This is a genomic window from Kitasatospora sp. NPDC002227 (assembly GCF_040296285.1).
Classification (GTDB): Bacteria; Actinomycetota; Actinomycetes; order Streptomycetales; family Streptomycetaceae; genus Kitasatospora.
Genome location: NZ_JBEOWY010000005.1, coordinates 46,658 through 68,812, shown reverse-complemented (window position 1 = coordinate 68,812; position 22,155 = coordinate 46,658). Strand labels below are relative to the sequence as shown.

The 22,155-nt window shown below is 73.6% G+C and carries 22 protein-coding genes; 16 read left to right on the top strand and 6 right to left on the bottom strand.

Annotated elements, in window-relative coordinates; genetic code table 11:
• Window positions 1–42: 42 nt before the first annotated feature.
• Window positions 43–375 (top strand): hypothetical protein, encoded by a 333-nt coding sequence (locus ABT095_RS06395; RefSeq protein ID WP_350528137.1) that lies wholly within the window; start codon window positions 43–45, stop codon window positions 373–375.
• Between the two features lie 11 nt (window positions 376–386).
• Complete coding sequence (locus ABT095_RS06390) at window positions 387–857, top strand: HIT family protein (RefSeq protein ID WP_350528136.1); 471 nt, start codon at window positions 387–389, stop codon at window positions 855–857.
• A gap of 11 nt (window positions 858–868) precedes the next feature.
• On the opposite strand, the gene ABT095_RS06385 is transcribed toward ABT095_RS06390, so the two are convergent.
• Together ABT095_RS06385 and ABT095_RS06380 are read right to left on the bottom strand one after the other, a co-directional pair.
• Window positions 869–1,423, bottom strand: coding sequence for a flavoprotein (locus ABT095_RS06385; RefSeq protein ID WP_350528135.1), 555 nt, complete (start codon window positions 1,421–1,423; stop codon window positions 869–871).
• A gap of 31 nt (window positions 1,424–1,454) precedes the next feature.
• Window positions 1,455–2,297 (bottom strand): PHP domain-containing protein, encoded by an 843-nt coding sequence (locus tag ABT095_RS06380; protein ID WP_350528134.1) that lies wholly within the window; start codon window positions 2,295–2,297, stop codon window positions 1,455–1,457.
• 91 nt (window positions 2,298–2,388) lie between these two features.
• On the opposite strand from ABT095_RS06380, the gene ABT095_RS06375 reads away from it, so the two are divergent.
• Window positions 2,389–3,048, top strand: coding sequence for an HAD family hydrolase (locus ABT095_RS06375; RefSeq protein ID WP_350528133.1), 660 nt, complete (start codon window positions 2,389–2,391; stop codon window positions 3,046–3,048).
• Window positions 3,049–3,069: 21 nt separating this feature from the next.
• Here ABT095_RS06375 and ABT095_RS06370 read toward each other — a convergent pair whose 3' ends face one another.
• Together ABT095_RS06370 and ABT095_RS06365 are read right to left on the bottom strand one after the other, a co-directional pair.
• Complete coding sequence (locus ABT095_RS06370; RefSeq protein WP_350528132.1) at window positions 3,070–3,870, bottom strand: DUF6426 family protein; 801 nt, start codon at window positions 3,868–3,870, stop codon at window positions 3,070–3,072.
• Window positions 3,871–4,261: 391 nt separating this feature from the next.
• Entirely contained in the window at window positions 4,262–5,119 is an 858-nt protein-coding gene (locus ABT095_RS06365) for a HipA family kinase (RefSeq protein WP_350528131.1), read from the bottom strand.
• Window positions 5,120–5,221: 102 nt separating this feature from the next.
• Between ABT095_RS06365 and ABT095_RS06360 the strand changes: the two genes are divergently transcribed.
• From ABT095_RS06360 to ABT095_RS06315, 10 genes are all read left to right on the top strand, one after another.
• Complete coding sequence (locus ABT095_RS06360; RefSeq protein WP_350528130.1) at window positions 5,222–5,656, top strand: SRPBCC family protein; 435 nt, start codon at window positions 5,222–5,224, stop codon at window positions 5,654–5,656.
• Between the two features lie 80 nt (window positions 5,657–5,736).
• Complete coding sequence (locus tag ABT095_RS06355; protein ID WP_350528129.1) at window positions 5,737–6,111, top strand: hypothetical protein; 375 nt, start codon at window positions 5,737–5,739, stop codon at window positions 6,109–6,111.
• 74 nt (window positions 6,112–6,185) lie between these two features.
• A complete protein-coding gene (locus ABT095_RS06350) occupies window positions 6,186–7,370 on the top strand; it encodes a glycosyltransferase (protein ID WP_350528128.1) in 1,185 nt (394 codons plus the stop codon).
• Between the two features lie 362 nt (window positions 7,371–7,732).
• Window positions 7,733–9,238, top strand: a complete 1,506-nt coding sequence (locus ABT095_RS06345; RefSeq protein ID WP_350528127.1) for a sugar transferase — start codon at window positions 7,733–7,735, stop codon at window positions 9,236–9,238.
• Window positions 9,239–9,243: 5 nt separating this feature from the next.
• A complete protein-coding gene (locus ABT095_RS06340; RefSeq protein ID WP_350528126.1) occupies window positions 9,244–10,560 on the top strand; it encodes an O-antigen ligase family protein in 1,317 nt (438 codons plus the stop codon).
• Window positions 10,557–12,260: a lipid II flippase MurJ gene (locus ABT095_RS06335; protein ID WP_350528125.1), complete on the top strand. Its 1,704-nt coding sequence runs from the start codon at window positions 10,557–10,559 to the stop codon at window positions 12,258–12,260. The genes ABT095_RS06340 and ABT095_RS06335 overlap by 4 nt, the downstream gene beginning before the upstream one ends.
• On the top strand, window positions 12,250–13,029 hold the full coding sequence (locus ABT095_RS06330; RefSeq protein WP_350528124.1) for a polysaccharide deacetylase family protein: 780 nt from the start codon (window positions 12,250–12,252) through the stop codon (window positions 13,027–13,029). The genes ABT095_RS06335 and ABT095_RS06330 overlap by 11 nt, the downstream gene beginning before the upstream one ends.
• A gap of 100 nt (window positions 13,030–13,129) precedes the next feature.
• Window positions 13,130–14,290, top strand: a complete 1,161-nt coding sequence (locus ABT095_RS06325) for a glycosyltransferase (RefSeq protein WP_350528123.1) — start codon at window positions 13,130–13,132, stop codon at window positions 14,288–14,290.
• Window positions 14,291–14,368: 78 nt separating this feature from the next.
• On the top strand, window positions 14,369–15,049 hold the full coding sequence (locus ABT095_RS06320) for a YveK family protein (RefSeq protein ID WP_350528122.1): 681 nt from the start codon (window positions 14,369–14,371) through the stop codon (window positions 15,047–15,049).
• Entirely contained in the window at window positions 15,046–16,491 is a 1,446-nt protein-coding gene (locus ABT095_RS06315) for a GNAT family N-acetyltransferase (protein WP_350528121.1), read from the top strand. Before ABT095_RS06320 ends, ABT095_RS06315 begins: the two co-directional genes overlap by 4 nt.
• Here ABT095_RS06315 and ABT095_RS06310 read toward each other — a convergent pair.
• Window positions 16,468–17,595, bottom strand: a complete 1,128-nt coding sequence (locus ABT095_RS06310; protein ID WP_350528120.1) for a glycoside hydrolase family 26 protein — start codon at window positions 17,593–17,595, stop codon at window positions 16,468–16,470. The genes ABT095_RS06315 and ABT095_RS06310 overlap by 24 nt on opposite strands.
• A gap of 108 nt (window positions 17,596–17,703) precedes the next feature.
• Window positions 17,704–18,582: a KPN_02809 family neutral zinc metallopeptidase gene (ypfJ, locus tag ABT095_RS06305; RefSeq protein WP_350528119.1), complete on the bottom strand. Its 879-nt coding sequence runs from the start codon at window positions 18,580–18,582 to the stop codon at window positions 17,704–17,706.
• Between the two features lie 184 nt (window positions 18,583–18,766).
• Between ypfJ and ABT095_RS06300 the strand changes: the two genes are divergently transcribed.
• The 3 genes from ABT095_RS06300 (at window position 18,767) to ABT095_RS06290 (ending at window position 22,088) form a co-directional block, all read left to right on the top strand.
• Window positions 18,767–19,669, top strand: coding sequence for a hypothetical protein (locus ABT095_RS06300; protein WP_350528118.1), 903 nt, complete (start codon window positions 18,767–18,769; stop codon window positions 19,667–19,669).
• Window positions 19,670–19,922: 253 nt separating this feature from the next.
• Window positions 19,923–21,521, top strand: a complete 1,599-nt coding sequence (locus ABT095_RS06295) for an ABC-F family ATP-binding cassette domain-containing protein (protein WP_350528117.1) — start codon at window positions 19,923–19,925, stop codon at window positions 21,519–21,521.
• A 333-nt stretch (window positions 21,522–21,854) separates the two neighbouring features.
• Window positions 21,855–22,088 carry a helix-turn-helix domain-containing protein gene (locus ABT095_RS06290; protein WP_350528116.1) on the top strand — a complete coding sequence of 78 codons (234 nt, stop codon included), beginning with the start codon at window positions 21,855–21,857 and terminating at the stop codon, window positions 22,086–22,088.
• Window positions 22,089–22,155 lie beyond the last annotated feature (67 nt).

Below are 22,155 nucleotides of genomic sequence, written 5' to 3'. Positions count from 1 at the left end.
ATCCGCTGGTCCGCCGAGGCCGGGCGGCGGCATGCTGCCCGGATGACGACAGAATCCCGCGGCTGGATCTTCGGCGGCTACCTCAGGCCGTTCCTGGAGGTCCTCGCCGGGTACGTGGGCTACGCCTTCGACGACACCGATTGGCAGGCGGTCGAGTCCGGCCTGTCCGCCACCGACGACGAGCGCCCGGACGGCTGGTACGGCTACCCGCTGGTCGGCTCGCGGCAGCGGACCGACGTACGCCTGGCCAACGCGGTCGGGGGTGACGAGCTGTCGGTGTGTGTCGAGGGCGTGGCGGACCATCAGCTTTCGGTGCGGATCGACACCCTGTTCGCCGCCTACTCGGCCGCCTCGCCGCGCAGCCTGTTGCACTAGGGTGCGTGATCATGGCAGACGACTGGCGGAGTGACCGGATCAAGGCGGCCCTGGCGGGGACCAACCCCACGGTGCTGCGGCGGCTCGGGGCCGGGTTCGCGGTGATCGGGGATGTGCAGTTCCTGCCCGGGTACTCGGTGCTGCTGGTGGACCAGCCGGAGGTGCAGCGGCTCTCCGAGCTGCCCCGGGCCAAGCGGCTGGCCTTCCTGGCCGACATGGACCGCCTCGGCGAGGCCGTCGAGCGGGCCTGCCGCCGCTTCGACCCGGCCTTCCGCCGGGTCAACCTGGAGATCCTCGGCAACACCGACGGCTTCCTCCACGCCCACGTCTTCCCCCGCTACGAGTGGGAGCCCTCGGAGCGCATCCCCCACCCCGTCTGGCTCTACCCCCTCACCAACTGGAGCGACCCGGCCTGCGCCCTCGGCCCGCAGCATGACGCCCTCCGCGCGGCCATCGCCGAGGAGCTCGACCTGCTGGCCTGACCCGCTGCCCCTCAGGGCTGCCGCTCGGCCCAGGCCTGCTCGATCGCGGCGAGGCCCGCGTCCCACGGGAACTTCGCCGGGTTGCCCTGCTTCGGGGCGTGCGGTGCGAACTCGTCCTCCCCGTACAGGACTCGGACGCCCGCGCCGCGCAGGGTCTCGAGGCTGCGGTCGAACTGCGGGTGTGCCGCTAGTGCGGAGTTGACGCTCGGCAGCAGGACGAGCGGGATCCGCTTGCCGATCGCCTCGGCGGCGAAGGCCACCAGCCACTCCGAAGTCAGGCCAAGCGCCCAGGAGTTGATGGTGTTGAAGGTGGCCGGGGCGACCAGGGCGGCCGAGGCGGGCGGCCAGGGGTCCAGCTCGCCCGCGATGCGGTGGCGGTGCCGGATCGGGCGGCCGGTCAGTTCCTCCAGGGCGGGGAAGTCCTCCCGCAGCCAGGCGGCGGCGGAGGAGGTCAGCCCGAGGCAGACGTTCCACCCGGCGGTCTGTGCCCGCTCGATCACGGCGGGCAGGTCGAGCACGGCCGGGGCGGCGGAGCCGAGGAGGTAGAGCACGCGGTCAGATCCCATGGAGGCCAGCCAAGCAGAGACCGGGCCGGGCTCACCAGAGGCCGGGGCTCCAGAAGCCGTGGGGGTCACGGCCCGGACGGAAGCCGGCCGCCTCGGCCAGGTGCACCGCGTCGCGGAACCCCCGGGCGAGGGCTCCGGGGTCGTGGGCGTCACTGGCGAAGGTGATCGCCCGGCCGCCCTCCTCGCGCCACCAGCCCACCACCTCGGCGTGCAGCGGCACCCGGGTGTTCACCTCGAGGACCTTGCCGGCCGCCGCCAGGCGGCGCAGGACGTGCCGGTGCTCCTCCTCGAAGTCGTACGGGTCGTACGGCTGCCCGCCGGTGGGCCAGTGGCGGACCGGGTAGTCGATGTGGGCCAGCACCTCGAAGGAGTCGAACTTCTCGATCAGGGCGGCGGTTTCGGCCAGGTAGGCGCGGACCACCTCGACGGGTGGCTGATCGGCGTAGCGGTCGGTGACCTCGGCGAATCCGCCCCCGGCCGCCGCCGGGGCGGAGTGCACCGAGGCCAGCACCCGCTCGAAATCCCCGGCGGCCAGCAGGCCGGTGGCGCGGGCCCGGTGCCAGTGCGGTTCGCTCAGCTCGACGCCGGAGAGGATGCGCAGGTCCGGGTAGCGCTCGCGGCACCGCGCCAGGCACTCCCGGTAGCCGTCGAGGTCGAGCGGGGGCGGGGTCAGCACCCCGCCGGAGAGCAGCGCGTCCCACTCCTCGGGGAGCTGCTCGTCGGGGCTGAGGGTCCAGGGCGTGAGGTCCACGTGTTCGGTGAACGCCACCGAGGGCAGGCCGAGTTCGAGCGCCCTGCGGCAGGTGCCGTCCATCGACCCGCCCGGTGCGTCCCACGACCACTCACTGTGCACATGGCTGTCCGGCGGCAGCACGGCGTCCCCCCTTGTCGATCACCATGCGAGCGTAGAACACCCGGCCGAAATGACCACGCCCGCGGTGACGGCCCGCACCTAAGGTTTCCGCATGCAGCCGCTTGCCCTCTTCGACCTCGACAACACCCTCCTCGACCGGGACGCCGCGTTCGCCGCCTGGCTGGACGAGTTCGTCACCGACCACCGCCTCGACGACGCGGCCCGCGCGTGGCTCGCGGCGGCGGACCGCCGCCACAGCGGGCCGATGGACGGCTGGTTCCGGTTGGTCCGCGAGGAGTTCGGGCTCGCCGAGACGGTCGAGGTGCTCTGGGGGCGGTACCGGCGGCGGATGCCAAGGCTGGCGGTGTGCCGGGCCGAGGACAAGGCGGCGCTCGGGGAGTTGCGGGCCGCCGGGTGGCGGACGGCGATCGTGACCAACGGGATGACGGACAACCAGGAGGCCAAGATCCGCCGCACCGGCCTCGCGAAGCTGGTCGACACCTGGTGCATCTCCGCCGAGGTCGGCATCCGCAAGCCCGAGCGCGGGATCTTCGAGCTGGCGGCCCGGCGCTGCGGCGCCCGCCTCGCCGACGGCGGCTGGATGACGGGCGACAACCTCCTCCAGGACATCGCCGGTGCCCGCGCCGCCGGCCTGCGGACGGTCTGGCTCCACCACGGCCGCCCCCGCCCCGAGGCCGGCCCGGCCGCGCCCCACCACGTGGTCGGCACCGTGGCGGAGGCGGCCGGAGTCCTGCTCGGAGCAGGGGGCTGACCATCAGGCGGGGGCTGACGGTCAGCAGGAGACGGCGGTCACGTTGCTGGTCGGCATGGTGACGTTCGCGTACTCGGTGGTGTAGTGACCGAACCAGTCCGTCTGCACGATCTGGTAGACCACGGTCTGGTACTCCATTTCCAGAGCCCAGGTCTGGCCCGGCTTGAGCGTGACCTCCGCGTTGTAGTTCTCGGTGAACGTGGTGTTGATCTCGGTGCCGAGGCTGGCCTTGAGTACCTTCTCCGCCTCGACGGTGAGGTTCGTGCTGGCCTTGATGCTCCACTGGTAGGAGGCGCCATGGCTGTACTTCATGTCCACAACGCCGTCGTTGCGGAGGCAGTTGGTCAGCCGTTGGCGCCACTTCTGGCCCGAGCTCCACACACGCGCAGTCTGCCCGCCGAAGATCCCACCCCCAGTCGTGCTCCCATCCGAGATCCCGCTGCTGGGCGGGAACTGGGGGACGGGGGGAGTGATGGGCGGCTCGGGGCGCTTGCCCTTGATCTCGACCCTGTTATCGGTGCCTGCCACGTAATCGCCGACCTCGCCGTCGATGCCGTCGAGGAAGCCGAGGTCGCTACCGGCCATGTCGCCGCCGCCGACCCCGCCGCCCAGGTCGCCGCCGCCGACCTCCCCGCCGCCGAGGTCGCCGCCCGAGTCGTCACCTCCCGGGTCGCCACCACCGTCGCCGGGGTCGCCGCAGTCGGACATGGCGTCCGACGAGCAGGAGGAGGCGGCTGCCTCGTGCGGGGCGACCAGCGCGGGCACGGCGGTGAGCACGGAGGCGCCGAGGGCGGCGGCCACCACGAACTTCTTGAGGTCCACTGTCTTCTCTCTAGGGAAGGCTGTCTGGTGACGACGAGTCAGCGGTCGGTGCGCGGGCCGCCGGCCGCCGAGTTCACCAGGCCCCCGGCGGCGCGGCGCAACAGTGGCAGAGCGGCGGCGCCGTCAGCCAGGATGGATTTCAGCCACCACGCCAGTCGCTTCAGCCACCTTGAGCGCCAGGCGTCACAGACCGTGCGGAGGCCTGCCGCTTCGGTTGGTCGCGTCTCATCAAGTAGGGCACTGACGAGGCTTCTGTGAACGTGCCGTGAAGGCGGATGCCGACCGGACCGGCGGGCGGGGCCGGTAGCTGCCGGTGATCAATTGCGGTCGCCCGGCGCGCACGGCCCCGGCCGGCAGAATGGCTTGATCATTTTGCGAATGAGGGGGAGTGCTACCGCGCGGTACGGTCCGGGATGTGCTGGAGCCAGGCCGGGCGGCCGGCCAGGGTGGCGGCGGCGCGGCGGTCGGCCTCGGCGCGGAGTTGGTCGGGGGAGGAGAAGTGGTCGGGGAGCCAGTGGGCGGAGCCGGCGGCGCGGGCGGTGAGGTGGTGGACGTACGCCTCGCGGACCTGCTCGACGGAGTCGAAGCCGGGTTCGTCGGCCAGCCAGGTGTCCGGGACGAGCGCGACCACCTCGCGCAGCAGTTCGGCCGTCACTCGCGGTGCGAGCTCGGCGTCGGCGGCGCGGACGTCGGGGGAGTAGGTACCCAGCGCGTGGTCGCGCAGGTCGTAGGCCTTGAGCAGGGAGGCGTGGGCGCCGGACCAGCGGTGGTGGAAGATCAGCCCGGCGCCGTTGTCGATCAGCCAGAGGGCGCCGTGCCAGACCATCAGATTCGGGTTGGCGCAGCTGCGGTCGACATTGCCGGTCAGCGCGTCCAGCCAGACCACCCGGCCGGCCTCGGCGGGGGAGACGTCGATCATGCCCGGCTTGAAGTCCCGGGAGCCCGGCAGGTAGTCCATCCCGAGGTTGACCCCGGCGCTGGCGTGCAGCAGGTCCTGGATCTCCTGGTCCGGCTCGTGCCCGCCCACCGCCGGGTCGAAGTCGACCAGCACCAGCTCCGGCACCCGCAGCCCCAGCCGCCGCGCCAGCTCCCCGACGATCACCTCGGCCACCAGCGCCTTGTACCCCTGCGCCGCCCCCGTGAACTTCACCACGTACGTCCCCAGATCGTCCGTCTCGACGATGCCGGGCACCGAACCACCCGCCCGCAGCGGGTCCAGATACCTGAGAGCCGTCACCTCGTTCAGCACGCCTGCCACCCTAACCCCCGGCCCCGGTTTGGCCTGTGAATAAGGCGGTGGTTGGCTTGGCATCAGCAGTGCCCACAGCTGTACGTACCGAGGAGAGTCACGATGGGACAGGTCCACGCCGCCACCGAGCGGGTCTACCAGGCGAGCCCGGAGCGGGTGTTCGAGGCACTGGCGGACTACTCGGGGACCAGGCCCAAGCTGCTGCCCGCGCAGTACAGCGAGTACGAGGTGCGGGCCGGGGGGACGGGGGCCGGGACGCAGGTGCACTGGAAGCTGCAGGCGACCGAGAAGCGGGTCCGGGACTGTCTGTTCACGGTGACCGAGCCGGGTGGGCGGCGGCTGGTGGAGACGGACGCCAACTCCTCGATGGTGATCACCTGGACGGTCTCCGGGGCCGGGGAGCAGGCCAAGGTGTCCGTCGAGGCGACCTGGCAGGGCGCCACCGGCATCGGCGGCTTCTTCGAGCGGACTTTCGCCCCCAAGGGCCTGAACCGGATCCACGACGCGGTGCTGGCCCGGCTGGCCGAGGAGCTGTAGTACTGCATCCGACGGAACCTGGGCGGGTTCGGCGCCGTGGCGGCGGGAGCACCGCACTCACCCGGCCGGATAGTTCGTGCATGACCCAAACGGAAGACATCCAGCTCGTGCACGAGCTCGACGCCGCGTGGATCCTCGCCCTCTGGATCTTCATCCACGGCGGTGACCCGGCCCCGGGCAGCATCAGTGTCGACAGGGCCGCGGTCCTCGCCGCGGCCGGCCTCTCCGAGCACCTCGCGGCGAAGATCAAGCCGTCCCAGCGGGTGGTGAACCTGGAGCAGCTCCAGGCGAAGCTGAAGCCCCTGGGCATCCAGGTCGAGCGGGGCGAGGCCCGGCACGAGAAGCCGGCCGACGAGCCGCAGACGATCCCGCGGCGGCCCTACTGCTTCACCTGGAAGGGCGAGCAGTACTGCATCGTCATCCCGCGGACGCACCTCCCGCTCACACCCGGTTAGGGCAACTTTCCGCTCGTACGGGTGACGATGGCCCGGTCACGGCCGTGAGCCAACTTAGGCTCACGGCCGTGCGCATGACGATCCTTCACATCTCCCAGCCCGTGGACGGCGGCGTCGCCCGCGTCGTGGTGGACCTGGTCCGCGGGCAGCGGGAGGCCGGCTGCCGGGTGCTGGTGGCGTGTCCGCAGGGCGGGCGGCTGGCGGCGGAGGCGGCCACGGCGGGGGCGCTGGTGCTGGACTGGCCGGCCACCAGGTCGCCGGGGAGTACGACGCTCGCGGAGGCGTTCCGGCTGCGCCGGATCGTCAAGGCGGCCAAGCCGGACGTGCTGCACCTGCACAGTGCCAAGGCCGGTCTGGCCGGGCGGCTGGCCGTCCGGGGCAAGGTGCCGACGGTGTTCCAGCCGCACGCGTGGTCCTTCGCCGCCGTCGAGGGGCCGCTCGCGGCGGCCACCCTGCGCTGGGAGCGGTACGCGACCCGCTGGGCCAGGGCCGTGCTGTGCGTCAGCGAGCAGGAGCGGCAGGACGGCGAGGGGGCGGGCCTCGAAGCCGCCTGGCACGTGGTGCCGAACGGCGTGGACGTGCGCCACCACGCCCCGGCCGACTCCGCGGCCCGCCGTGCCGCCCGGATGTCGCTGGGGCTCGACCTGGACGCGCCGTTGGCGGTCTGCGTCGGGCGGCTGTGCCGGCAGAAGGGCCAGGACGTGCTGCTCGAGGCCTGGCCCGAGGTGCTGGCCGCGGTGCCGCAGGCCCGCCTGGCGCTGGTGGGCGGCGGCCCGGACGCGACGGCGGTGGCCGACCGGGTGCGCGAGCTGCCCGAGCCGGCCCGGGTGCGCCTGGCGGGGGACGTGCCGGACCCGCGGCCGTGGCTCGCGGCGGCGGATCTGGTGGTGCTGCCCTCCCGCTGGGAGGGGATGGCGCTGGCGCCGCTGGAGGCGATGGCCACGGCGCGGCCGGTGCTGCTCTCGGACGTGCCGGGCGCCCGGGAATGCCTGCCGCCGGGGCAGGCGGCGCACGCCCTGGTGGAGCCGGAGAATCCCGCCGATCTGGCCCGTGCGTTGATCGAGGCGTTGGCGGATCCGATCGAATGCGAACGTCGTGGCGCGGCCGCCCGCGAACATCTGGTCGAACGCCATGACGTTCGGAACACCGTCGCCCAGGTGGACGCGGTCTATCGAACTCTCCTTCGGCCGCAGGACGTGTCACGGCCTCCCCGGCAGCGGGCGGCGCACCGCAGGAGCCGTGTCCCTGGGCGGCTCTGATCGTTTCTCAGACCGTGAATGCTCGCCGCGAAGGTGCTGCCGTGTTCGCGCCTGTTCCGGGGCCAGCCGAGGATACAAAATCCAAAAGTCTGATTAATGGGCAGGTGGAATGAAATGGCAAGTCAACTTCCCGGATCCAAGCCAGCGTTCGGTATTGTCTGATTTTGCCTGCTTCTTCCACTATTTCCGGTCGTTGCCCTCCCATGAGCCGAGCGGGAATGTCCGAATGCCGCCCATGGCATGCCACTCACGGCAGCAGGTGCTACCTGGACCGCAGCCACCGGGCCGGGTCGCAGGGTCGGCTCGCCCCGGCCCCCGGCGGCCCGTCGCGGCGGGTACACAGCAGGGGAGTTCGCGCGCTGATGACCATTGACCACGAGAGTGTGCCTCGGCCGGGCCAAACCCTGCCGCCCTCGCGGCGGCTCGCCACCGGCCTGCTCGACCGCCCCGCCTCGGCGTCCCGCGCCAGCTCGGCGCCGCTGGTCGGCCGCCACCGCCGGGGGCTGCGCTCACGCGCCGCCCTGCCCGCCGCACTGGTCAGCACCGACTCACTCGCCGTCCTCGCCGCCGCCGCCCTGACCACCCTCGCCGCCGAGGGCCGCCCGCACTCCCTGCTCGGCTCCGCCGCCGTGCTCCCGCTGCTGCTGCCGCTCAACATGGCCGGCGGCCTCTACCGCACCCGGCTCACCCTCTCCGCCCTCGACGAGATCCCCGCACTCGCCGCCCGCGCCGCCGTGGCCACCGCCTTCGCCGTCTCGCTCGCCGTCTGCCTGGGCGCCTGGCCGGACGGCGCCCCCGAGACACCCGGGCGCCTGGCCGCCCAACTGCTGCTCTTCCTGGTGCTCGCCGCCGCCGGCCGGGGGTTCTGCTACCGCGCGCTGCGCCAGGCCCGCCGCCGCCGGCCGAGCCCGGTGCTGGTGCTCGGCGCCGGGCAGCTCGGCCAGCGGGTGGCCGCGGTGCTCGCCGAGCGCCGCGAGTACGGCATGCGCCCGGTCGGCTTCCTCGACCCGCACCCGGCGCTGATCGGCGAGGGCTCCCGGCTGCCGGTGCTCGGCGGCAAGGAGGTGCTCGAGCGCGAGGTGCGGCGCCACCGGGTCCACCACGTGGTGGCCACCGAGGGCGCGGCCGACGAGTCCGAGACAGCCGCCGCCCTGCGCGAGGCCGGCCGGCTCGGCTGCCAGGTCTGGCTGGTGCCCGCCCTGCGCGAGTACGGCGCGGTCGGCGGGCCCGCGCGGGACCACCTCTTCGGCTTCCCCTGCGTCCAGCTCGGCCGCCCGGCCATGCGCCGGCCGGGCTGGCTGGCCAAGCGGGCGCTGGACGTGACGGCCGCCGCCTTCGGGCTGGTGCTGCTCTCCCCGGTGCTCGCCGTCTGCGCGCTGGCCGTCCGCTTCGACACCGGGCCGGGCGTGCTCTTCCGCCAGCAGCGCACCGGCCTGGACGGCAAGGTCTTCACCGTCCTCAAGTTCCGCACCCTGCGCCCGGCCAACGAGCACGAGTCCGCCACCCACTGGAACATCGCCCAGGACCACCGGATGAGCCGGATCGGCCACCTGATGCGCTGCAGCTCCCTCGACGAACTGCCCCAGCTGTGGAACGTGCTGCGCGGCGACATGAGCCTGGTCGGCCCCCGCCCCGAGCGGCCGTACTTCGTGATGCGCTTCGGCCAGGCCTACCCCGAGTACGCCGACCGCCACCGCGTCCCGGTCGGCCTCACCGGCCTGGCCCAGGTCAACGGCCTGCGCGGGGACACCTCGATCGAGGCCCGCGCCCGCTTCGACAACCGCTACATCGAGAGCTGGAGCCTCTGGCAGGACGTCAAGCTCCTGCTGCGCACCGCCGCCCTGATGCTCCACCCGGACGGGAGCTGAACCCGATGGCCCTCGCCCTGCCGATGCCCCGAGCTCTGCCTCGCGCGATACAGCGCATCACCGCCCGCCCCAGCCTGCTGGCCGCCGCCACCGTGCTCCTGGTCTGCGTGCCGACCGGCGAGAAGGACGTGGCGGCCGCCGTCCACATCACCGCCGCCGACCTCGCCTCGCTCGCCCTGGTCGCCCTCACCGCCGTCGAGCTGCTGCGCGGGCGCACCCCGGCGCTGCCCGGCCGGGCGGCCGTGCTGTTCGGCGGGATCGTGTTCGCGGCCGCCGTCGCCACCATCGGCTCGATCGACCCGGCGACCAGCCTGACCGGCTTCGTCCGGCTGGTGCAGGTCTTCGTGCTGGTGCCCGCCTCGGTGGTCTGCGCCCTGCGCGACCGCACCGACCAGCGGCTGGTGCTCGGCTCCTTCGTCACCGCCGCGCTCATCCAGGGCGTGGTCGGCGCCAACCAGTACCTGACCAGGACCGGCGCCTCCTACACCGGCCAGCCGATCCGCGCGGTCGGCACCTTCGGCGCGCTCGACATCATGGCGATGTCCACCGTGGTCAGCTTCGGCCTGCTGGCCGCCCTCGCCCTGGCCCTCGCCGAGCGCGGGCCGGGCGGCCACGCCGGGCTGCGCCGCGCGATGTTCGCCGCCGCCGCCTTCCTCACCTTCCCGCTCGCGGTCTCCTTCAGCCGGGGCGCCTGGATCGCCTGTGCGGTGGCCGCCACCGCGCTGCTGCTGCGCGCCGACCCCCGGCTCGCCGTGCGCGGCGTGGTGCTCGCCGCCGCTGCCGCGGTGGTGCTGGTCGGCAGTGGTGCGGTCGGGTCCGACGGCGTCACCGAGCGGCTCAGCAGCATCGGCAAGGTCGAGGCGGCCCCCGACCAGTCGGTCAGCGACCGGTACGACCTGTGGGCCACCGCCGGGCGGATCTGGCAGGACCACCCCGTCACCGGGGCCGGCCCCAAGGCCTTCCAGCAGCTGCGCGACAGCCACGCCCCGCTGCGGCTCTCCTCCGGCAGCGACACCGCCGACCCGAGCATGGGCTTCCAGCGCGAGCCGCTGCTCTCCCCGCACAACATGTACTTCCTGGTGCTCAGCGAGCAGGGCCTGATCGGCGCCGTCGCCTACCTGGCGCTGTTCCTCACCCTGCTCGTCGGCACCCTGCGCCGGGCGAGCGGGCCCGGCCTGGCCGCGCTGGCCCTGCTCACCTGGCAGCTGGTCGACTTCAGTTACGGCGACATCGGCGGCACCACCACCGTGCTCACCTCCGTGGTGCTCGGTCTGGCGGCCCGTGCCGCCTTCACCCCCACCCCGGGAGCGCGCCCCGCATGACCACCGACCGGCCCAGCGCCGTCGCGCCCCTGCTCCCGGCCGCCCGTTCGCCCGAGCCCGTCGCCGCCGAGGAGCCCGCCCCGGCCCGCCGGGGCTTCCTGGCGCGGGCCTTCGGCGTGACGGCGCTGCTCAGCGCGGCCGGCTCGGCCCTCGGCCTGCTCCGCGACCTGCTGCTCGCCCGGTACTTCGGCGCCAACCAGGGCACCGACGCCTTCCTGGTCGCCTGGACGGTGCCGGAGACGGCCGCGCCGCTGCTGATCGAGGACGCGATGGCCTTCCTGATGGTGCCCGCGTTCAGCCTCGCCCTGGTGCTCCGGGAGGAGCGCCCGGACGGTCCCGACCCGGTGCGCCAGCTGGTCCGCGCCACCCTGCCCTGGCTGCTGGCCGCGCTCTGCGCGCTCTCCGCCGCCGTCGCGCTCGGCGCCCCCCAGCTGGTCGACCTGCTCGCCCCGGGCCTGGCCGACCCGGGCCTGGCCGTCACCTGCACCCGGATCACCGCGCTCACCATCCTGCCGTTCGGCGTCGCGGGCTACCTGGGCTCCGCGCTGCGCGCCCACCACCGCTTCACCGCCCCGGCGGCCATCTACGTGGTCTACAACCTGGCCATCCTCACCCTGCTGCTCACCTGCCACGGCCTGCTCGGCGTCCGCTCGGCGGCCGTCGGGGTGGCCTTCGGCAGCGCGCTGATGGCGGCCGTGCTGGTCGGCCCGTTCACCCGCCGCCTGCGCGAGGGCCACCGCCGCCGCCGGGGCCGCCGCTCGGCCGGGCTCGTGCTCATCCCCTTCGCGATGCTCCCGGTGGCCGCCTTCACGCTCACCCGGCAGGCCCAGGTCTTCATCGAGCGCTACCTCGGCTCCGGCCTGCCGCCCGGCACCATCTCGCACCTCAACTACGCCGCCAAGGTCTCCCAACTGGCCATGACGGCGGCGCTGTTGATCTGCACCGTAACCTTCCCCCTGGTCGCCCGGGCGCTCGCCGCGGGCGACCTGACGGCGGCCCGGGACAGGGTCGAGAAGGACCTCGGGCAGGCCGCCGCCGTCGTGCTGGCCGGCACCGCCTTCCTGATGGCCTGCGCCCCGCCGGTGGTCTCGCTGCTCTTCGAGCGCGGCGCCTTCGGCCCGGCCGACACCGGCGCCACCGCCGCCGTGATCCGGGTCTACAGCTTCGGCCTGCCCGCCCAGGCGCTGATCGGCGTGATGGTCCGCCCGTACTTCTCCGTCCGCCCGGTGGTCCGCCGCGCCGACCAGCCCACCGGGCAGCGCAGCACCCTGCTCGACTGGTACCCCGTCGCCGCGATGGCGCTCGGCCTGGTGGTCACCGTCGGAGTCGGCCTCGCCGCGCTGCCCCGCTTCGGCGCGCTCGGCCTGGCGGCCGGCAACGCGGCCGGCATCACCACCACCGCCGCGCTGCTGATGCGCGGCCTGCTGCTGCGCGGCATCGCGCTGCGCCTGCCCAAGGTGCTCGGCGGCCAGGCCCGGCTGCTCGCCGCCGCCGTCGGCGCCGCGCTGGCCGGCACGGCGGCCGGTCACCTGGCCGCCAATCCGCTGCTCGCCACCCTGCTCGGCGGCCTGTGCGTCCTGCTCGTCTTCGCCGCCCTCGGCACCGCGCTGGGTGCGGCCGAGGTGCGCGGCCCCGTGCTCGCCCTGGTACGGGCCCTGAACCCCCCGGCCGCTGAAGGGAAGCTGCCCGATGGATCGTGAACCCACCCAGCCGCTGCGCCTACCGGCCCAGGCGACCGGGAGCCGGGCCGCGCCCTGGATTCTGATGTACCACTCGGTGGCCGACGAGGAGGAGGACCCGTACCTGCTCACCGTCAGCCCCCGCCGGTTCGCGGCCCAGATGGAGTGGCTGCACCGCACCGGCCGACGCGGCGTCAGCATCCGCGACCTGCTCCGCGCCCAGGCCGACGGCCGGGCCGACCGCCTGGTCGGCCTCACCTTCGACGACGGCTACGCGGACTTCGCCCGGCACGCCGTGCCCGTGCTGCACCGCTACGGCTTCACGGCCACCGCCTACGTCGTCCCCGACCTGCTCGGGCGGGACAACGGCTGGGACGTCGAAGGGCCGCGCAAGCAGCTGCTCACCGTCGACCAGGTGCCCGAACTGGCCGACGCGGGCTGGGAGATCGGCTCCCACGGCCTCGGCCACCAGGCCCTGCCCGGCCTGCCCCCCGAGGTGCTCGCCACTCAGACCAGGGAGAGCCGCCGCGCCCTGGAGGACTTGGTCGGCGGCCCGGTCACCGGCTTCTGCTACCCGTACGGAGCCGTCGACCTCCCCGCCACCCTCGCCGTCCGCGACGCCGGTTACGACTACGCCTGCGCCATCGCCCACAGCGAACTCACCGGCCGCTTCGCCCTCCCGCGCTGCTACGTCGGCGACCGGGACGGGGCGCTCCGCCTGACCGCCAAGCGCGGCCGCCACCGCCTGCGGGACGCCGTCACCGCCCTGCGAAGGATGGCCGACCGATGAGCCGGATCTTCTGCACCGCCAGCCAGTTGCACCACCCAGGGGCGCGAGGAACTGCGCGAATCGGCAGGCGCACACCCGTCACGTCCCCGGAGCGCACCCCGTGAAGATCCTCCACGTCATCACCGGCCTCGCCGCCGGCGGAGCCGAACGCCAGCTCCAGCTCCTGCTCCGCCACCTCCCGGAGCGCCACACCTGCGAGGTGGCCACCCTCACCAACCCCGGTGCGGTGGCCACCGCGCTGCGCTCGGACGGAGTCACCGTCCACGACCTGCGCATGCGCGGCAACCGCGACCTCTCCGTGCTGCCCCGCCTCACCCGGCTGGTGCGGACCGGCGGCTACGACCTGGTGCACACCCACCTCTACCGGGCCGGCCTCTACGGCCGCCTGGCGGCCCGCCTCGGCGGAGTCCGCACCGTGGTCGCCACCGAGCACTCGCTGCACCCCGGCGTGATCGAGGGCCGCGCCGTCACCCCCGGCGTCAAGGCTCTCTACCTCGCCGCCGAGCGCCTCGGCTCCACCACCGTCGCCGTCTCCCGGCAGGTCGCCGGCACCCTCGACACCTGGGGCGTGCGCCGGGTCGACCTGCTGCCCAACGGTGTGGACGCCGCCCGCTACGCCCTGCCCACCGCCTCCCGCGCGGCGCTGCGCCAGGAGATCCGGGCCGGGCTCGGCCTGCCCCAGCAGGCCTGGGTGATCGGCGCGGTCGGCCGCCTGGTGCCGGGCAAGCGCTTCGAGCTCCTGATCGACTCGCTCGCCGAACTGACCACCCTGGCCGGGCAGCACCAGGCCCTGCGCGAGCCCTGGCTGCTCCTGGTCGGCGCCGGGCCGCAGCTGCCCGAGCTGCTGCGCCGCGCCGAACTGCGCGGCGTACGCGGCCGGCTGCTCTGCACCGGGGAGCGCGAGGACGTCCCCGAACTGCTCAGCGCGATGGACGTGCTGGCCGCCCCCTCCACCGAGGAGACCTTCGGCCTGACCGTCCTGGAGGCCCTGGCCGCCGGGCTCCCCGTACGGCACAGCGCCTGCCCGGCGCTGGACGAACTGCCGCCCGAGGCCGCCCCCGGCGCCCAGCGGGTCGACTCCGAGACGGCCGCCTACACGGCCGCCCTCTGCGAACTCTGGAGCCGCCGCAGCGTCCCCCTGCCCCAGCCCCCCGCCGTGGCCCACTACGACATCGCCCGGATCGCCGAGGGCCTCGCCGAGCTGTACGACCGTCTCGGCCCGGCCCTGCCCGCCGCGCGGCGCCGCGCCGTCCGGGTCTGAACCCATCTCATGTCCGCCCGCCGAATAGCCCGCAGCGAGCAGCACCGCGTCGGCTGCGGCCGAGTCTAGGAGTACCTGATGTCCGATCCGCGCCGCACCGTGCGCACCCTGACCCGACGCTGGTGGCCGGTGGCGCTCGCCGTGCCGCTCGGCGCCGTGGCCGGGGCGGGGTACGCCGCCGTGGCCCACCCGAGCTTCGCCGCCAACTCCTACGTGGTGGTCGTCCCGCAGAACCCGGGCGAGGCCTCCACCGCCGTCAACTTCGCCCAGGCGTACGGGCGGCTCGCCGGGCAGCCGCAGGTGCTCACGGCTGCCGCCGCCGAGACCGGGCACACGGTGGCCACCCTCGCCGGGCTGGTCAGCGGCACCACCTCGCCGGACGCCCCGGTGATCGACATCACCGGCACCGGCCGCCGCCCGGAGGACGCCGTCCGCAACGCCGACGCCGTCGCCCGCTCGCTGGTCGCCTTCGCCAACACCAGCAGCAAGGAGACGGGCGTGCGGCTCGTCCCGCTCGCCCCCGCCGCCGAGCCGGACGCTCCCACCACCCCCTCGGCCACCCTCGACACGGCGGTCGGGGCCGCCGCGGGTGTGCTGGTCGGCGCCCTGGTGATGATGACCCGCCGCCGCTCCGACACCCCCGCCGCCGAGTCGGACGCCCCCGCCCCGCCCCGCCCCCGTACCGAGGAGCCCACCCCCGAAGCGGCCCCGGTCGCCGAGGAGCCCAAGAAGCCCGAAGAAGCCGGGAGCCGACGATGACCACGGAAGAACACCGGCCCCAGCCCCCGGCGGAGCCCCGCAGCTCCGCCGCCGCTGTCGCCACCTCCCCGGCGGGGGTCCCGGCCCCGAGCCGGACGGGCCAGCCCGGCGGCTCCGCCGACGCTCCGCGCGGCGCCGGGGCCGTCTCCCCGGCCGGCACCAAGGCCGGCGTACCGGCCCCGGGCCGGGCCGCGGGTGCGGTCACGGACCCGGCTGGCACGGCCACCGGGGCCGTCGGCCCGGCGGCAGCCTCCGGCGACTCCGCCGCCGTACCTCCGGCCGGGTCCACCGTCGCCGCCCCCGGCTCAGCCGCCGGCTCGCCGGAAGGCACCGAGCGGTGGGCGGCCGAGGTGCTCCGGGCGGACGACGCGCTCGACACCCTCGCCCAGGAGTGGGACGGGCTGGCCGCGCGCTGTGCGACGGCCACCTCCTTCCAGGCCGCTGCCTGGCTGCGGTCCTGGTGGCGGCAGTACGGGCGGCCCGGCGGCCTGGTGGTGGTGACGGTGCGCCGGGACGGTCGGCTGGTCGGGGCGGCGGCGCTGCGGCGGCGTGGGCCGTTCGGCGGCCTGACCAACCTCGGGGCGGGGCTGGTGGACTTCACCGACGTGCTGCTGGACGACGGCTGCGCCGACCGCGCCGCCGCCGAGCTGGCCGCGGCGCTACCGCTGCACCGGCCCTGGCAGCACCTGGAGCTGCGCGAGGTCCACCCCGAGGCGGCCGTGCAGCGGGTGTTCGAGGCCTGGGGCGGCCACCGCCGCCGCTACGCCGACTCGCTCTGCCAGTACCTGCCGGCCGTCCCGATGGACGAGCTGCTCAAGCGGCTGCCCGGCAAGACCGCCCAGCGCAGCCGGGTCAAGCAGCGCAAGATCGCCGAGGCGGGGGTGCAGGTCGGCTCCGCCACCGCCGAGCAGGTGCCGGCGGCGGTCCGCGAGCTGCTCGACCTGCACTTCCTGCAGTGGCAGGAGCGCGGCGTCACACCCGAGCACCGCACCGAGCGCTTCGCCCAGCACCTGATCGAGTCCACCACCGGCCTGGTCGCCACCGGCCGCGCCGCCGTGCACCGCTACTACCTCGACGGCGAGCCGGTGGCCGTCAACCTGCTGCTGCTCTGCCCGTCCTTCGGCGGCCTGTACATGTACGGCGCGCACCCGAGACTGCGCGAGCGCCTGGACATCGCGGGCCTGCTGTTCGGCGTCGCGCTGGACGAAGTCCGCAGCCGCGACATCCCGGTGCTGAGCCTGCTGCGCGGCCAGGAGCCGTACAAGCAGCGCTGGCGCCCGGACCAGCTGCCCAACCAGCGCCTGGTGCTCGGCCCGGGCCGCTTCGCCCCGGCGGCGCTGCTGCGCGGCGGCCGGATCAAGGCCCGGCAGGCCGCGGCGCACGTGCTCCGCACCCGCCTGCCGCGCCTGAAGGAGGCGCTACTGGCCCGGCGCCGCAATTGACGGCAGAACGCCGACGGCGTTGGCCCCTGGCACGGCGGCTCCGGCCGCCCAGGGGCTCGCCGCGCCCTTCGAACCGGACATCAGCTGCTTGTAGACGGAGCTGGAGCGCGGATTGCGGTTGCACTGCCAGAAGCCGTGCGGGCAGTAGTCGGTGAGGGTCTGGTAGCTGGTGTCGTGGGTGCGCATCCACTCGACCATCCGCCGGACGAACTCCGGGTTGTCCCCGTTCCGGAACAGGCCCCATTCGGGGTACGAGACCGGCTTGCCGCGCTTGGCCGCGAACTCGACCTGGTCCTGCAGCCCGTACGGCTCGGAGACGTATTGGTCGAAGGTGCCGCCGGCCGGCTGGTCGTAGGTGTCCATCCCGATGATGTCGACCACGTCGTCCCCGGGGTAGCAGCGTGTCCAGGGGATGGCGTCCAGGCCCCGGTTGGGGTCGAAGTCGAAGCGGAAGTGCTGGCCGGGCACCGAGCGCATCACGCCGACGATCCGGCGCCAGTACGCCTTCCAGCCCGCCGGGTCGGGCTTGCAGCGGCTGGTGTAGGTGATGCCGTTCATCTCCCAGCCGAGGGTGAGGACGGTGTCCCCGCCGCCGAGGGCGACCAGCTTGCGGGCCAGCTTGAGGAAGTGCCGGTCGAACTCGCCCTGGTTGCCCCGGGCCAGCAGCCGGGCCACCTCGGCGTCCGGCACGTTCCCTTCGTTGGGCACCAGCATCGGCACCCCGAGCACGAGCTTGCGGTTCGGGTCGGCGAGGCGCCACTGCGACCACAGGCCGAGCACCACCGGGTCACCCTCGATGTCGTTCCAGCCGTTCCCGGCCAGGTAGGTGTGGCCGACCTGCATGTTGGCGCCGTTCAGCCACTGGGACATCCGCCGGATCTGGGGGATGTAGTTGTCCCAGCTGCCGACGAAGGCCCCGAACGGCGCCTCGTGCCGGGCCCGCTGCACGGACGGCCGGGGCGCGGCGCCTCGTGGCTGGACCGAATCCGCGGAGAGGGCGGCCCGCCGCTCGCCCTGGTCCACCGGCGTGCCGCCGGGCACGCTCGCGGTGGTGACCAGCAGCAGCAACGCGGCGGCGGCCAGGGTGAGCCGGGCCATGCGCATGGGACTTCTCCTCGGATATGGGACGTCACCATGAAGGTAACCCCACACACCGTCAGAAAAGCTGCATGTCACTCTAAAGAGGACACGTCGGACATATCTGCCACCGGATCAGCGGAAGGTGTCACACTGCGCCATGTCCCCCGAGCGGTACCCGGTGGTGAACCACTGCTGCCGCTGCGCCGCCGAGCCGTGCGTCCAGCTCTCCGGGTTCACCCGCCCGGTCGCCGCCTGCTGGATCCGGTCGTCGCCGACCGCGGCGGCCGCGTCCAGCCCCTCGGCGATGTCCGCGTCCGTCAACTTGGCGATCAGCGGCCGCCCGGTGGAGGGCTGCGGCGTCTTGACGGCGTTGTTGGCCCAGACGCCCGCGTAGCAGTCGGCCTGCAGCTCGAGCTTCACCGAGCCGCTGTTGGCCCCGGTACGGTCGTTGCCGACCTTCGCGGTCTGCCCGGTGAGCGCCTGGATGTGGTGGCCGTACTCGTGCGCGATCACGTACGCCTCGGCGAACGGCCCGCCCTTGGCCCCGAAGCGGCTGCTCAGCTCGGAGAAGAACCCGAGGTCCACGTACGCCTTGTGGTCGCCGGGGCAGTAGAACGGACCGACGGCCGAGCTGGCCGCACCGCAGGCGGTGGAGACCCGGCCGGTGAACAGCACGGTGTCGGCGGGGGAGTAGCGGACGCCGCGCCGGGGCAGCTCGCCGCTCCAGAAGGCCTGCACGCTGTTGACGTCGGCGACGATCCGGCAGTCCTGCCGCTTGTTGGCGTCCGCCCCGGTCTTGCAGGTCTGCTGCACCTGCCCGGCCGTGCTCGGCCCGGCCGAGGCGCCCCCGCCGCCGGAGAGCCCGAGCAGCTGCGGGTCGACCCCGAGCACCAGGGCGATCAGCAGACCGATCACTCCCACCCCGCCGCCGATGGCGATCTTCCCGCCCGGCAGGCCCCGCCGGTCCTCCACCTGGGACGTGTCCAGGTCCGCCTGGTCGTCGAACTGCATCGTGTTCCGCCTCTGTAACAGTCCAGCCCCCGTCGCAGTCGCAAGATAGCGGCCCGGGCGCGTCGGCCACCACCGGAACCCGCAGGTGGGCGTGGTCGGCCCGCCGCGGGGTGCCGCCCCACCCGTCCGGGTGGCGGGCCGTGTCCACCAGACGGACAGCTCGTTCGGGCGGTACGCTCCGGCCGTGTCCCGGAAGTCGCTGCGTGCCCTCACCCGTCGCTCCCTGCTGCCCGCGCTCGCCGTCGTGCTGGTGCTCGGAGCAGGCGCCGCCGCGCACGCGAACCGCCCGGTGCCGTTCGGCGACCGGGTCGCCGAGCCCGGGGCGGCGGGCGTCAGCCCGGTCGGCGCGCACTCGCTGGACACCGGCTCGCTCGAGCTCAAGGTGGGCCCCGGCCTGGAGGCGTACGACCGCAGCGGCACCCACCTGTGGTCCTACCGCCGGGAGGGCGCGACGGCCCTGCACCTGGCGATGGCCGGCGAGTCCGCGCTGGTGATCTGGGACGACGGCATGGTCACCTCGGTGCGGCCCAGCGACCACACCGTCCGCTGGCACCGGGCCGTGCCCGGGCTGAGCGAGTGGCTGCACGCCGAGGGCGAGACCGAGGCCGCCACCTGGTCGGACGAGCAGAAGCAGGAGGTCGCCGTCGAGCGGGCCGCCGCCGCACTGCAGACCGCGACCGAGGACGAGCCGTGGGTGGCCGTGGTCACCCCCGGGCTGACCATGGGCTTCCGCGACCGCGACGGTGACCTGCGGTTCAACTTCCGCCCGCTGAGCGGCTGCGTGTACGACCCGCTGCGGGCCGTGCACACCGAGAACGCCGTCCTGGTCCCGCGGAGCTGCACCGGCAGCACCGGCTCCGGCCGCCCGCTGCCCGGCCTCATCACCGCCTTCCGCCTCAGCCAGGCCACCCTCCAGGTCCCGGCCGGCCCCGAGGTCCGCCTCCAGCGCCTTGACACCCACCGCGTCACCATCGACGACGGCCCCGTCGTCGGCCGCCGCACCTTCGACACCCGCCAGGGCGCCAACCTCACCCCGTGCGGCGCCCCGGCCCAGCCCTTCGCAGCAGCCACCCCCGCCACCTGCTGAGCTCCGGAGCCTTCCCCCGGGCGGCACACCCAGGGGCGCGGGGAACTGCGCGACCGGCCACGAACCGACCTGTCGCCTACCGCCTCGCGCAGTTCCCCGCGCCCCTGTTCCGGTTGCTGTCACCTCGTACCGGTAAGGCCCGTCGGGCCTCCCGGTAGACTGGGCCGTATGGCTGTTCTCTCCGGGCATTAGCGCCGAGCGCCGCGCCCCTCACGACCCGCCGCCCGCTGACGTCCCAGGAGTTACCTCAGCCATGATTTCCGTCAATGCCCTCGAGCTGCGCGCCGGTGCCCGCGTCCTCATCGAGTCCGCCAGCTTCCGCGTCACCCCGGGCGACCGCATCGGCCTGGTCGGCCGCAACGGCGCGGGCAAGACCACCCTCACCAAGGTGCTCGCGGGTGAGGGCCTGCCCGCCGGCGGCACGGTGACCCGCTCCGGCGAGGTCGGCTACCTCCCGCAGGACCCGCGCACCGGTGACCTCGACGTGCTCGCGCGCGACCGCATCCTCTCCGCCCGCGGCCTGGACACCGTGCTGAAGAAGATGCGCGAGAACGAGCAGCGCATCGCCACCGGCACCGGGGCCACCCGTGACAAGGCGATGAAGAAGTACGCCAACCTGGAGACGGAGTTCCTCACCAAGGGCGGCTACGCGGCCGAGGCCGAGGCCGCCACCATCGCGGCCGCCCTCGGCCTGCCGGACCGCATCCTCGGCCAGGAGCTGCACACCCTCTCCGGTGGTCAGCGCCGCCGCGTCGAGCTGGCCCGGATCCTCTTCTCGGACGCCGACACCCTGCTGCTCGACGAGCCCACCAACCACCTCGACGCCGACTCCATCGCCTGGCTGCGGGACTTCCTGAAGACCTACAAGGGCGGCTTCATCGTCATCTCGCACGACGTCGAGCTGGTCGAGACGGTCGTCAACAAGGTCTTCTACCTGGACGCCAACCGCTCCGCGATCGACGTCTACAACATGGGCTGGAAGCAGTACCAGCAGCAGCGCGAGGACGACGAGAAGCGGCGCAAGCGCGAGCGGGCCAACGCCGAGAAGAAGGCCGCCACCCTCAACGCCCAGGCCGACAAGATGCGCGCCAAGGCGACCAAGACGGTGGCCGCGCAGAACATGGCCCGCCGCGCCGAGAAGCTGCTCTCCGGCCTGGACCAGGTCCGGGTCTCGGACAAGGTCGCCAAGCTCCGCTTCCCGGACCCGGCCCCCTGCGGCAAGACGCCGCTGATGGCCGAGGGCCTGTCGAAGTCGTACGGCTCGCTGGAGATCTTCACCGACGTGGGCCTGGCGATCGACAAGGGCTCCCGGGTCGTCATCCTGGGCCTCAACGGCGCGGGCAAGACCACCCTGCTGCGGATGCTCGCCGGGGTCGAGCAGCCGGACACCGGCGAGGTGATCCCCGGCCACGGCCTCAAGATCGGGTACTACGCCCAGGAGCACGAGACGCTCGACCCCGAGCGCACGGTGCTGGAGAACATGCGCTCGGCCGCGCCCGACACCGACCTGGTGCAGATCCGGAAGATCCTCGGCTCGTTCCTCTTCTCGGGCGACGACGTGGACAAGCCGGCCGGGGTGCTCTCCGGTGGTGAGAAGACCCGTCTCGCGCTCGCCTCGCTGGTGGTCTCCAGCGCCAACGTGCTGCTGCTGGACGAGCCCACCAACAACCTCGACCCGGCCAGCCGCGAGGAGATCCTGGGCGCGCTGCGCTCCTTCTCCGGCGCGGTCGTGCTGGTCACGCACGACGAGGGCGCGGTGGACGCGCTCCAGCCGGAGCGGATCATCCTGCTGCCGGACGGTATCGAGGACCTGTGGAGCCCGGCGTACCACGATCTGGTCTCGCTGGCCTGATCCGCCGATCGGTTGGACGCCGCCTCAGCCGTCCGTCGTAGAAAATCTCATCTCGCCGGGAGATCGGGAATCGGAGACTCCCGGATTCCGTTTTCGCCTGTCCAGCCCCGCCCCGTCCGCGAAATCGCGGCGGGGCGGTGCTGCTGATCAGCCCTTTCGTCCGGCGAGCCGTCGCGGCTCGGGGGCGCATCTCTTCGTGCGAGCGCCCTTGTGCGCCGTGAGCACCACCGGCAGACTGCGCTTTCCCGGTATCGACCTTGTCGAATGGGTGGCCAGGACGCTGGCTATGGGTGATCATGGGAATCTGACCGAGCAAGCTATGAGGAGGCACGGGTGGCCGAGACTCTGAAAAAGGGCAGCCGGGTGACCGGTGCCGCGCGTGAGAAGCTCGCGGCCGATCTGAAGAAGAAATACGACTCCGGCGCGAGCATCCGCGCCCTGGCGGAGGAGACCGGCCGCTCCTATGGCTTCGTGCACCGCATGCTGAGCGAGTCCGGAGTGATCCTCCGCGGCCGCGGCGGTGCCACGCGTGGCAAGAACAAGGCCACTGCGGGAGCTGGCGCCTGACGGGCCGTTACCCCGAGGCGCTTTCGACGGCGCGATACGGTGAGCCGCGGCAAGACGGGCGGCAATT